At 59.3% G+C, this 12,548-nt stretch carries 10 protein-coding genes and 1 pseudogene; 1 reads left to right on the forward strand and 10 read right to left on the reverse strand.

Going from position 1 to position 12,548, the window contains the following annotated elements; translation table 11 throughout:
* Window positions 1–73: 73 nt before the first annotated feature.
* The 8 genes from H0V78_08870 to H0V78_08905 all read right to left on the reverse strand — a co-directional run bounded on the left by H0V78_08870 (window position 74) and on the right by H0V78_08905 (window position 8,653).
* Entirely contained in the window at window positions 74–1,867 is a 1,794-nt protein-coding gene (locus H0V78_08870; protein MBA2351882.1) for an acyl-CoA dehydrogenase, read from the reverse strand.
* Between the two features lie 121 nt (window positions 1,868–1,988).
* The gene (locus H0V78_08875) at window positions 1,989–2,918 is read right to left on the reverse strand and encodes an electron transfer flavoprotein subunit alpha/FixB family protein (GenBank protein ID MBA2351883.1); all 930 of its coding nucleotides are present in this window, start codon (window positions 2,916–2,918) and stop codon (window positions 1,989–1,991) included.
* On the reverse strand, window positions 2,918–3,673 hold the full coding sequence (locus H0V78_08880; protein MBA2351884.1) for an electron transfer flavoprotein subunit beta/FixA family protein: 756 nt from the start codon (window positions 3,671–3,673) through the stop codon (window positions 2,918–2,920). Before H0V78_08880 ends, H0V78_08875 begins: the two co-directional genes overlap by 1 nt.
* Before the next feature lie 92 nt (window positions 3,674–3,765).
* On the reverse strand, window positions 3,766–4,692 hold the full coding sequence (locus tag H0V78_08885) for a branched-chain amino acid ABC transporter permease (protein MBA2351885.1): 927 nt from the start codon (window positions 4,690–4,692) through the stop codon (window positions 3,766–3,768).
* 139 nt (window positions 4,693–4,831) lie between these two features.
* Window positions 4,832–5,719 carry a branched-chain amino acid ABC transporter permease gene (locus tag H0V78_08890; GenBank protein MBA2351886.1) on the reverse strand — a complete coding sequence of 296 codons (888 nt, stop codon included), beginning with the start codon at window positions 5,717–5,719 and terminating at the stop codon, window positions 4,832–4,834.
* A 99-nt stretch (window positions 5,720–5,818) separates the two neighbouring features.
* Entirely contained in the window at window positions 5,819–7,144 is a 1,326-nt protein-coding gene (locus H0V78_08895; protein ID MBA2351887.1) for an ABC transporter substrate-binding protein, read from the reverse strand.
* Window positions 7,145–7,161: 17 nt separating this feature from the next.
* Window positions 7,162–7,920, reverse strand: a complete 759-nt coding sequence (locus tag H0V78_08900; protein MBA2351888.1) for an ABC transporter ATP-binding protein — start codon at window positions 7,918–7,920, stop codon at window positions 7,162–7,164.
* Window positions 7,901–8,653: an ABC transporter ATP-binding protein gene (locus tag H0V78_08905; GenBank protein ID MBA2351889.1), complete on the reverse strand. Its 753-nt coding sequence runs from the start codon at window positions 8,651–8,653 to the stop codon at window positions 7,901–7,903. The genes H0V78_08900 and H0V78_08905 overlap by 20 nt, the downstream gene beginning before the upstream one ends.
* 293 nt (window positions 8,654–8,946) lie before the next feature.
* Between H0V78_08905 and H0V78_08910 the strand changes: the two genes are divergently transcribed.
* Complete coding sequence (locus tag H0V78_08910; protein MBA2351890.1) at window positions 8,947–9,522, forward strand: hypothetical protein; 576 nt, start codon at window positions 8,947–8,949, stop codon at window positions 9,520–9,522.
* A 26-nt stretch (window positions 9,523–9,548) separates the two neighbouring features.
* Here the strand turns inward: H0V78_08910 and H0V78_08915 are convergent, their stop codons facing one another.
* Both H0V78_08915 and H0V78_08920 read right to left on the reverse strand, forming a co-directional pair.
* A complete protein-coding gene (locus tag H0V78_08915; GenBank protein MBA2351891.1) occupies window positions 9,549–11,225 on the reverse strand; it encodes an acyl-CoA synthetase in 1,677 nt (558 codons plus the stop codon).
* Between the two features lie 55 nt (window positions 11,226–11,280).
* A pseudogene (locus H0V78_08920) lies at window positions 11,281–12,407 on the reverse strand (endonuclease/exonuclease/phosphatase family protein).
* Between the last annotated feature and the right edge of the window lie 141 nt (window positions 12,408–12,548).

The raw sequence follows: 12,548 nt of genomic DNA on the forward strand, positions 1-12,548 counted from the left end.
CTGCTTAATACCCGCTGGGGCAGGCGAGGGGGAAGGAGAAAGCTATCGTGCTTGGCGCCCTCCCCACGGCACGTTAGAACTGGTCTTCCGCCAACCCCATCACGCTCGCCGCACCGTGCTCGACGGCATGGCCATGCGCATAAGCCATCGGCAGTATGTGATCGGCATAAAATCGCGTCGTCGTTATTTTCGCGTTATAGAAATCGCGATTCCCGACGCCCTCCGCCAGCTTGCGATCGGCAACCAGTGCGGCCTGCGTCATCTGCCAGCCGCCGGCGACGAAGCCGAACATTTTCAGATAAGGCACGGCGCCCGCAACCGCGCCTTTCAGTTCGCCGGAAAATGCGCGAAGCAGCGATTCGGTCGCTTCGATCAAACTGGCCAGCGCAGGCCTGAACGATGCGAGGATGGCGACCACATTGGCATTATTCGTATTCACGTTTTGCGCGGCCAGCTTCTGCATTTCCATAAACAACGCACGCACCGCCACGCCTTTATCGAAAGCGATTTTGCGGCCGAGCAGATCGAGCGCCTGGATGCCAGTGGTGCCTTCGTAGATCGAGGTGATGCGCGCATCGCGCAGATATTGGGCGGCGCCGGTTTCTTCGACGTAGCCCATGCCGCCATGAATCTGCACGCCAAGCGAGGCGATCTCGATCGATTGTTCGGTGCACCAGCCTTTCACGACCGGCGTCAGGAGGTCGAACAGCGCCTGGCTTTCCGCGCGTTGTTGCGGATCGGGATGGCGCAGCGCGATGTCGAGCGCGCCTGCGGTGAAGTAGGCCAGCGCGCGCATCGCTTCGATTTGCGCTTTCATACTCATCAGCATGCGGCGAACGTCGGGATGATGAATGATGGTCACGCGCCCGCCGTTTTTCACACCGATCTCGCGGCCCTGCACGCGCTGTTTAGCGTAGGCGAGCGCGTGCTGGTAGGCGCGCTCGGCAATCGCAACACCTTCTGTGCCGACGCCGAGCCGCGCCAGATTCATCATCGTGAACATGTATTCGAGGCCGCGATTTTCCTCGCCGACCAGATAGCCGATCGCGCCGTCTTTGTCGCCGTACGCGATAACCGCGGTCGGGCTGGCGTGGATGCCGAGCTTGTGCTCGATCGAAACGCAATGCACGTCGTTATGGACGTCCAGGCTGCCATTTTCATTGACGAGAATTTTCGGCACAACGAAAAGCGAAATGCCTTTCGTTCCTTCCGGCGCATTCGGCGTGCGCGCGAGCACCAGATGAATGATATTTTCGGCGAGGTCGTGCTCGCCCCAGGTGATGAAGATTTTGGTGCCGTACAAGCGATAGCGATCGCCTTCGGGAACAGCGCGCGTGCGCACCGCCGAAAGATCCGAGCCGGCCTGCGATTCGGTCAGGTCCATGGTTCCAGTCCATTCGCCGCTGGTCAGTTTCGGCAAATAGCGCTGCTGGAGTTCGGGCGAACCGTGGCGGGTGATCGCCTCGACAGCACCCGAAGTCAGCATGGGACACAGGCAGAAAGCCATGTTCGCCGAATTCCAGATTTCCGAAACCGGGACCGAAACGATTTCGGGCAAACCCTGGCCGCCGAACTGCTGCTGGCCCGACAAGCCATTCCATCCCGCCTCGATGAATTGCCGATAGGCCTCGCGAAAACCGTCGGCGCTCGCGACCGCGCCGTCCGCGAACCGCGCGCCCTGCTGATCGCCGGGCCGATTCAGCGGCGCGAGAACGCCCGACGCAAACTTCGCCGCTTCGCCGAGCACGGCATCGACGAGTTCCCCATTGACTTCCTCGCAACCGGGCAGAGCGCTGATCCGATCGAGGCCAACCAGTTCCTCGATCACGAATTTCATATCCTGCAGCGGGGCGGTGTAATCAGACATGGCGTTCCTCTTCAGCCGGTAAATCAGGCCCTCGACGACTGGCCAGGTCTTTCTTGAATCGAAGCCGGATGTCGCATCGAAGCGTTTGGAATATCGTCCCCGGACATCGACGCGCCGTACACTACAGCTCGGCTGTCAACTCCTTTACCGCGCCGAACAAATCCGCGACCAGCCAGTAATCGGCGATCTGGAAAATCGGCGCGTCGGCGTCCTTGTTGATGGCGACGATGACTTTGCTTTCTTTCATGCCGGCAAGATGCTGGATGGCGCCGGAAATGCCGATCGCGATGTAAAGCTCGGGCGCGACGATCTTGCCGGTTTGGCCGACCTGAAGGTCGTTCGGCACATAGCCGGCATCGACTGCGGCGCGCGATGCGCCGACGGCGGCATTCAGCTTGTCGGCAAGCTGTTCGATCAGCGCAAAGTTTTCGCGGCTGCCGAGGCCGCGCCCGCCGGAAACGACGACGCGCGCTGCGGTCAGTTCGGGGCGCGCCGACTGACTCAGTTCGTGCCCAACGAACTCGACGATCCGGCTTGGCTCGAGCGCCGTCAGGTTCTCGATCATCGCCGACCCGCCATGCGCGGGCGCGAAGTCGAATCCGGTCGTGCGCACCGTGATGACCTTGATGCGATCCTGCGACTGCACCGTGGCCAACGCATTGCCCGCATAAATCGGCCGAACGAAGGTATCGGGCGATTGCACGGCAACGATGTCGGACACCTGGGCGACACCGAGGAAAGCGGCGACACGCGGCAGCAGATTCTTGCCGAAGCTGGTCGCGGGGGCGAGGATGTGCGTGTAGGAATCGGCGATCGAAACGATCAGGCCAGCGACCTCCTCGGCGAGCTGATGCGCATACTGCCCGGAATCGGCAACCAGAACTTTTTCAATGCCGGCGACCTTGGCCGCAGCCTGCGCCGCAGCCGCGCAAGCATGGCCCGCGACCAGAATGTGCAAGGGCTGACCGATCGCTTTCGCCGCGCTGACCGCACTCAAGGTCGCGGGCTTGAGCGTCGCGTGATCGTGTTCCGCGACGACCAGCGTTGCCATCAGATGACCTTCGCCTCGTGACGAAGTTTTTGCACAAGCTCCTTCACATCGGCGACGCGTTTGCCGGCGGCGCGCGTTTTTGGTTCCTCGACTTTCAGCGTGATCAGGGTCGGCCGGATATCGACGCCGAGCGCCTCCGCGGTCATCACGTCGATCGGTTTTTTCTTGGCCTTCATGATATTCGGCAGGCTCACGTAGCGCGGCTCGTTCAAGCGCAAATCGGTGGTGACAATCAGCGGCAGCTTGAACGCCAGCGTCTCCAGCCCGCCGTCGATTTCGCGCGTGACTTGCGCGTCCAGGCCATCGATCACGAGCTTCGACGCGAAGGTCGCCTGCGGCCAACCCATGAGCGCTGCGAGCATCTGGCCGGTCTGATTGGCGTCATCGTCTATTGCCTGCTTGCCGAGCATGACGAGGCCGGGCGCGGGCAATTCGCGGCAGATTAAAGCCTTGAGCAATCTGGCGACAGCGAGCGGTTGCACTTCAACCTGCGTTTCGACGAGGATTGCGCGGTCGGCGCCCAACGCAAGGGCCGTGCGCAGCGTCTCCTGGCATTGCGCGCTGCCGATCGACACCGCGACGATTTCGCTGGCTTTGCCAGCTTCCTTCAGACGCACCGCTTCCTCGACCGCGATTTCGTCGAACGGATTCATTGCCATCTTGAGATTGGCGATATCGACACCGCTGCCATCGTTTTTGACGCGGACCTTGACGTTGAAATCGACGACTCGTTTTACTGCAACGAAAATTTTCATCGTGCGCTTCGCATCCTTTGTCGCATCCTTTGTCGATTGATTGCCAGGGGTTGACGTGCTGGGTTTGCTTTGTCGGCAAGGCAAAGCTTCGGTCAGCGCGATCCTGGTTTCCTGAACAAGGCCGCGAGTTCGCCGACCACGCCGCGCCGGAACGCGAGCACGCATAGCACGAAAATCGCGCCGGTAATCACCGTCACCCACTCACCGAGCCCGGAGGCATAGTTCTGCAGCCCGACGACGATGGCAGCGCCTGCAATCGGCCCGAACACCGTGCCCATGCCGCCAAGCAATGTCATCAGCACGACTTCGCCGGACATATGCCAATGCACATCGGTCAGCGAGGCGAGCTGGAACACCAGGGTCTTGGTCGAACCGGCAAGGCCCGACAGCGCCGCGGACAACACGAACGCGACCAGCTTGTATTTGTCGACGTCGTAGCCGAGCGAAATCGCGCGCGGCTCGTTCTCGCGAATCGCTTTCAGCACCTGGCCGAACGGCGAATGGATTGCGCGGTAAATAATCCAGAAGCCGATGCAAAACACAACGAGCACGAAAAAATACATGGTGTTGATCTGCGACAAATCGATGATGCCGAACAGATGGCCGCGCGGAACGCCCTGCAAACCGTCTTCGCCGCCGGTAAAACGGAACTGCAGCGCGAGGAAATAAATCATTTGCGCAAGCGCCAGTGTGATCATCGCGAAATAGATTCCAGCGCGGCGGATGGCGAGGCTGCCGACGACGAAGCCGAGCATCGCAGCGGTCGCCATCCCCGCCAACAGGCCTAGTTCCGGCGTAAAACCGAGGTTTCTGACGGCGTGCCCGGTAACGTAGGCAGCGCCGCCGAAAAAGGCCGCGTGGCCGAACGACAGCAGGCCGGTGTAGCCGAGCAGCAGGTTGAACGCGCAGGCAAACAGGGCGAAGCACAACAGCTTCATCAGGAATACCGGGTAGACGAACATCGGCGCGACGATCAAGGCGGCGAGCAGCACCAGCATGATGACGTAATCGCGTTTCATGGCGTCCTTCATTCCTGCGAAAGCAGGAATCTCCCGGCAATGACACAATCTCCCTGCTTCCGCAGCGGTGATACTTTGAACAGGAATCCGATGTAAGGAACGAGCGGCTTTTGCACGTGTAAGAGAACCATACGGATTGTCATTTCTCTCTGCCGAACAAACCTGCCGGACGCACCAGAAGCACGATCACCATGATCACGAATACGACGACAGCGGACGCTTCCGGGTAATAGACGCGCGTCACACCTTCGACCAGGCCCAGGCCGAGTCCGGTGACGATCGAACCGAGTATCGACCCCATGCCGCCGATGACGACAACCGCGAAAACGACAATGATCAAATTCGAGCCCATCACCGGGTTCACCGAAAAAACCGGCGCCGCCAGCACGCCGGCGAAGGCCGCGAGCGCAACGCCATAGCCGTAAGTCAGGGTGATGAGCAGCGGCACATTGACGCCGAATGCCTGCAGCAATTTCGGGTTTTCGGTTCCGGCGCGCAGGTATGCGCCGAGCTTGGTGCGTTCGATGACGAACCAGGTCGCAAGACAAACCACAAGCGATATCGCGATCACCCAGCCGCGGTATTTCGGCAGGAACATGAAGCCGAGATTCCAGGCGCCGCCGAGCGCTTCCGGCACCGTGTAGGGCTGGCCTGAGATACCGTAAAAATAGCGGAACAGGCCTTCGATAATCAGCGCCAGACCGAATGTCAGCAACAAGCCGTACAGGTGATCGAGGTGATACAGACGTTTCAGCATCAGCCGTTCCAGCAGCATGCCGAAGATGCCGACGGCAAGCGGCGCCAGCACCAGCGCCAGCCAGTAATTAATGCCGAAATACGTGAGGCCGATCCATGCCAGAAAAGCGCCCATCATGTAGAGCGCGCCGTGGGCGAAATTGATGATGTTGAGCAGACCGAAAATAATTGCCAGACCGAGGCTCAGCACCGCATAGAACGAGCCGTTGATCAGGCCAACCAGAAGTTGCCCGAATAGCGCCTGCGTCGGAACGCCGAAAATTTCAGTCATGTGTTAACAGTGAATACAAATGGCGAACAGGACGGCTCTCGTTGCAGTTGCCCTGGTTCACTGTTCGCCGTTCGCCGTTCGCCGTTTGCTGTTTGCTGTTTACTTCTTGACCAGCGGGCACCTGCTCTCGGAGAGCGGCTGGAACGCCTGATCGGCCGGAATGACTTGCCGGATATTGTAATAATCCCAGGGCTGCTTCGATTCATCCGGTTTCTTCACTTGCGCCAGATACATGTCATGCACCATGCGGCCGTCCTCGCGGATCTTGCCGTTTTTGGCAAAGAAATCGGTGACCGGCGTTGCTTTCATGGCCTTCATGACGGCTGACGTCTCATCCGAGCCCGCGGCTTTGACCGCCTTCAGATAGTGCATGACAGCAGAATACTGGCCGGCTTGCACCATCGTCGGCATACGCTTGTGCTTGTCGAAAAAACGCTTCGACCAGGCGCGGGTATCATCGTCGAAATCCCAGTAAAAGCCGGTCGTCAAATACATGCCCTGCGTGGCTTTCAGGCCGAGCGCATGGACATCGCTGATGAACATCAGGAGGCCGGCCAGGGTCGCCTTGGGCGTGATGCCGAATTCGGCGGCCTGCTTGATCGAATTCGTGGTATCGGTTCCAGCGTTGGCCAATCCGATGACTTTCGCGCCCGATGCTTGCGCTTGCAAAAGGAATGACGAGAAATCCGTCCCCGGGAACGGATGGCGAACCGCACCTAGCACCTTGCCGCCGTTCGCTTTGACGACCGCCGTCGTATCGGCTTCGAGCGAATGGCCGAACTTGTAATCCGCGGTCAGGAAGTACCAGGTATCGCCTCCCTGTTTGACTACGGCCTTGCCGGTGCCATTCGCCAGCGAATACGTGTCGTAGGTCCAATGCACGTTGGTGTCCGTGCATTCTTCGTTGGTGATCGCGGTCGACGCCGCGCCCGACACCAGCGTAATCTTGTTTTTTTCCTTCGCGACTTTCATAACCGCCAGCGCAGTCGAAGTCGTGACCAGTTCGGTGATGACATCGACTGCCTGCGTGTCAAACCATTCGCGCGCTTTATTGGCCGAGATGTCGCCCTTGTTCTGATGATCGGCGGAAACCATTTCGATTTTGAAATCCGGTTTCGCCTGCGCCTTGAAGTCGTCGATCGCCATTTGCGTTGCCAGCACCGCTCCCGAGCCGGCCAAATCGGAATACAAACCGGAAAGATCGGTCAACACGCCGATTTTGACGACGCCGCCGGAAACTTTTCCAGGCTCCCCTGAAGGCGCGGCCGCAGTCGCAGGGCCCCCTGCCGGAGGTGTCGCCGCAGTGGAAGGCGTGGCCGCCGGGTCCGCTGTCTTGGGCGATTCTTCTTTCTTGCCGCACGCGGCGAGCGCGAGCGTAAGCGCCGCGCCGACCAGCACCGCTTTGTGATTCAAGTTCAATTTCATTTCAGTTCCTCCAATGGTTAAACGCCGAGATACTCGTGCAATTTATTCATTTTCGAATTCAAATCCCGCGCTTCGATCATCATGACAATTTTGCCGTTTTCAAGCACGTAATGGCGGTCGGCGATTGGCGCCGCGAAGTGAAAATTCTGCTCCACAAGAACGATCGTATAGCCGCGCTCTTTCAACTGCCGCAGCACTTTTGCCAGCGTCTGCACGATGACCGGCGCCAATCCCTCGCTGATTTCATCAAGCAGCAGAAGCTTGGAGCCGGTGCGCAGGATTCTGGCCATTGCGAGCATTTGCTGTTCGCCCCCCGACAAGCGCATTCCGGGGCTCGCTTTACGCTCTTTCAGGTTCGGAAACATTTCGTAAATCTCGCTGAGCGGCATGCCTCCCTGTTCCGTTTCAGGAGGCAGCAGAAGGTTTTCTTCGCACGACAGACTCGCGAAAATGCCGCGCTCCTCGGGACAATAGCCGATGCCGAGGCGGGCGATCTTGTGAGTCGGCGTGGCGATGATTTCGCGGCCATTCAATGCAATCGAACCGCTGCGCTTGCCGACGAGGCCGAGTATGGACTTCAGAGTCGTCGTGCGCCCCGCGCCATTGCGCCCGAGCAGCGTAACGAGTTCGCCCTTGTTCACGGCGAAACTGATGCCGTGGAGGATGTGCGATTCGCCGTAGAACGCGTGGAGGTCCGCGACTTGCAGCAATGTCGCGGCAGCCCCGGCGCTGACGCCGCCAGGCACTACGGCTTGCTCAGTGGGCGGTGCCGACATAGGCTTCCAGTACCCGCGGATTTTTCGATACTTCCGAATACGGACCTTCGGCGAGTATCGCGCCGCGCTGCAGAACGGTGATCGTATCGGACAGATTGGCGACAACACTCAAATTGTGTTCGACCATCAATATCGTGCGCTCGGCCGACACCTTGCGGATCAATTCGGTGACGCGGCTGACATCTTCGTGGCCCATGCCCTGGGTCGGCTCATCGAGCAGCATCAGCTCAGGGTCGAGAGCCAGTGTGGTTGCGATTTCGAGCGCACGTTTGCGCCCGTACGGAAGCTCCGCGGTGATGTGTTGCGCAAACGACGTCAGATCGACGCCTTCGAGCAGTTGCATGGCGCGCTCATTCCACTGGAGCAGCGATTTGTCCGAGCGCCAGAAATGAAAGTTGATGCCCGATTTGCGCTGCAAGCCGATGCGAACGTTCTCGAGCACTGTCAGATGCGGAAACACCGCGGAGATCTGGAACGAACGGATCACGCCGCGACGGGCGATCTGCGCCGCCTTGTCGGAGGTGATATCGACGCCGTTGAACAGAATCGTGCCGGCGCTCGGCGCGAGGAATTTGGTCAGCAGATTGAAAACAGTCGTCTTGCCCGCGCCGTTGGGGCCGATCAGCGCATGAATGCTGCCGCGCCTGACCTTCAGATTGACGTCCTTGACTGCGACGAACCCCTTGAATTCCTTGGTCAGCTTGCTGGTTTCGAGTATGGTGTCGCCGGCCATTCTGAGCGGGTCGATGTGACTTTGGTCAATGTCCGAGGATTGCGGATCGAGTTTCAATGCTAAAATCGCCTGCGGAAGATAGCTTAAAGGTGGCGCGTAGGCGGCGTGGGAAACGGTGGCGTGTGAAGCGCCAAAATCATGGTAATGGCGTTAACAGCCTTTAGCAATGCATGGGAAGCGGAACGAATTTTAATAATCCGGCTGCGATCGAAGCTGCGCGCGCGGTACGAGACCGGCAAATGAACCAAGCCGGCGGGAAGCGACCAAAATAAGGCAACCAGAAAGGAGAAAACATGGGCAAATCGATCGTCGGTCTCGTCAATACGTGGGACGAAGCCGAAAAAGTCAAACAGGCCCTGATCGGCCAGGGTTTCCGCAGGGAAGAAATCAACAGCGGCTTCGACAATCCTGATGGTCAACACGCCAAATATCCGATCGGCGGCGATGAATACGCGGATCCCGGCGCGCGGAAAGGCGGCAAGGGCGCCGCCATGGGAATGATCATCGGCGGCGTTATCGGCGCCATCGCCGGATTTTCGCTTTCGCTGATCCCGGGCTTTCTGGATACGATCCCGGCGATCGGCCTGATTCTGGGCGCGCTCGGCGCCGGCATCGGCGCCTACACGGGCTCGATGGCGGGCGGCGTTAAAAAAATGGGCAGCGAAAAAGAGAGCGCCGCGCTGCAGAGGAAGCCCGCTTCCACCGGAGAAGTGTTTATCGCCGTCAACGCTCGCGATAACCAGGCCGAACAACTGGCGATGAAAGTCTTGCGGGATAACGGCGCGCGCGACGTGAAACAGCATTCGAGAGATTTTTTTCGGGACGTCAAGGCGCAAGGCGGCAAAACCAACGAAAAGCTCGTCAAGTAAGCGAAGTTGCGGGCGGCCTGGGCTCGTCAGATATTTTTTGTCTGTTCGCGCAGCAGAAATTTCTGGATTTTGCCCGTCGAAGTCTTCGGCAGCGGCCCAAACACAACGTGCCTCGGCGCCTTGAACCGCGCCATGCGCTCGCGGCAAAAAGCGATGATTTCCTGGTCAGTGACATCGTTGGCGTCGTTTTTCAAGGTCACGAAAGCGCACGGCGTCTCGCCCCATTTATCATCCGCCTTGGCGACGACCGCGGCCTCCAGAACGGACGGATGACGATAGAGAACATCCTCGACTTCGAGCGTTGAAATATTTTCGCCGCCGGATATGATGACGTCCTTGGATCGATCCTTGATCTTGACATAGCCGTCGGCCTGCATGACGGCGAGATCGCCGGAATGGAACCAGCCGCCGGCAAATGCTTCCTCGGTCGCTTTCCGGTTTTTCAGGTAACCGCGCATCGTAATATTGCCGCGGAACATGATTTCGCCCATGGTTTCGTTATCCCACGGCACCGGCTTCATCGTCTCGGGGTCGAGCACCGTCATGCCTTGTTCGAGCAGGTAAGCGACGCCTTGCCGGCCGTTTTTCTGCGCGCGTTCCTCGAGCGTCAGATCCATCCATTCCGGATGCTTGGCGCACACGGCAGCCGGACCGTAGGTTTCGGTAAGCCCATAGACGTGGGTCAGGTTGAATCCCATGCGCTCCATGCCTTCGATGACGACAACCGGCGGCGCAGCACCCGCCACCAGCGCCGAAACACCCGTGATTCCCTGCTTCCATTCCGCCGGCGCGTTGATCAAGGTGTTGTGCACGACCGGCGCGCCGCAATAATGCGTGACCTTGTGCTCGCGCATCAGATCGAATATGACTTCGGCATCGACACGGCGCAGACAAACGTTGGTGCCGACGGCTGCCGCGATACTCCACGGGAAACACCAGCCGTTGCAGTGAAACATGGGCAGCGTCCACAGATAAACCGGATGGCGCGGCATACCCCAGTCGAGGATATTGTTGAGCGCGTTCAGGTAGGCGCCGCGATGATGATAGACGACGCCTTTCGGATTGCCGGTTGTGCCTGAAGTGTAGTTCAGCGAGATCGCATCCCATTCGTCGGCCGGCAGCAACCACTGAAATTCCGGGTCGCCCTCCTCCAGAAACGCTTCGTAATCCTGCTCGCCGAGCCGTTTGTTTGCCTGGTACGCCTGCTCGCTCCGCACATCATCGGACGTCAATCGGCTGCCGGCGAAATAGTCCGAATCGTCGATGTCGATCACCAGCGGTTTATCTTCGAGCAGCGCCAGGGCTTTTTCGATGACAGGCGAAAATTCGCGCTCGGTCAGCAGCATCCTGGCTTCGCCATGCTTCAGCATGAACGCGAGAGTCTCGGCGTCAAGCCGCGTGTTCAAGGTATTCAGCACCGCGCCCGCCATCGGCACGCCGAAATGCACGTCGAACATCGCGGGAACATTCGGCGCCATCACCGCGACCGTGTCGCCGGCGCCGATGCCGCGCCTGGCCAGGGCGGAAGCGAGCCGGCGGCAACGCATATAGGTTTCCCGCCACGTGATCCGCCGATTGCCGTGAATGGTCGCGATGCGATGCGGATAAACATAGGCCGCTCGTTCGAGAAAACTCAGCGGCGACAGCGGCACATGATTCGCCGGATTTTTGTCGAGCCCGACTTCGTAAGCATCAGACATCATCTTTCTCCTCGCCCACTCGGGGAATGACACCCCTGTTGCTGTTCATTATGGAATTTCAGTAACGGAGCGCGAATTCGCGCTCGGACCGCTGCTCATTCGCCCGGAGTATGCACATCGTTCTTGCTGCACCTTCCGCCCCGGTCTTTTCCGCCGCCCATTCCAGGTCGCCCTCGTCCGGCGTCAGGCCTTCCTGCTCCCTGTCGAGATTTTTGACGAAAGCGATCTCGACCAGGATCGGGAAATGGTCGGAACCGAAGGCCGGCAGCCGGGCAAGATTCACCACCGCGAAATGATCGCTGTGAAACAGGTGATCGAGCGGCCAGCGCAGAAACGGATAGCTGGCGTGAAACGTGTTGTACATCCCGCGTCCGACACGCGGATCGAGCAGCCCGCTGATCTTCCGAAACAGGCGCGTGGTGGCCGACCAGGCGACGTCGTTCAGATCACCGTCGCCGATGACGGGCGCGCCGCTTTCCGAATCCGCAACGCTTTTCGCGACGGCAATCAGTTCGGCATCGCGCTCTGAAGAACCGGGTTCTCGGTCGGACTCGGCGGTTTCGGGTGCACGCAGTGCATCCTGACACGGCGACCGGAAGGGAGCACGAGCAACGCGTGCATCGATGGGATATCCGGCTCGACGAGAAACTGGATCGCGCCGTCCTCGATCAGCAAACGCGAGTAGACGTGCATGCCGTATAAATTGTCGAGCGGGCATTTCATCGAGTGCGGATACTCGCGATCGAGCACGTCGAGCTGGTTCTGCCACCACAAGTCGGTTTCAACCGCAATGATGACATCAGGTCGCGCGTCATTGATGATGCGCAACAGGCCATCGGCATTGCGGTTCGGCATCAGCACATTGACGCCCATGATGCGCAAGGACTCTTTTGGGTCGGCATTGCCGACCGATTTCACTTCCTTGCGATGCAGAGGCGTGAACGGAAATATCCACCATGCCTGATAGACGAGACAAGCGAGCGTCACGGCAATCAATACCCATGAACTGCGTTGCGACCAGTCCAGCGCAAGCCACTCGATCGCCAGCAAAAGCAGCCCGGCCGCCGCGTATTGCAAGCGCGGGAAATCCTGCCCGCGCACCCACCAGGCCTCATAGCGCCAGATCGGCAGCAGCGTTAGCAGCGTCAGCAATGCGACCAACCCGGCGAGCAACCAAAACGTCATGTTCTTCCCTCGTTGATTCGCAGGGCTTCTGGATTCCCGCTCGCGCGGGCGTGACCTCAATTCACTTCGACGTCCGCTCCGAATCAGGCGTCGTAAGCGAAAGCGTGTCTGACGCCAGACGAAAAAAATAGGCGAACCAGG

This window comes from Burkholderiales bacterium, assembly GCA_013695435.1.
GTDB lineage: Bacteria > Pseudomonadota > Gammaproteobacteria > Burkholderiales > JACMKV01 > JACMKV01.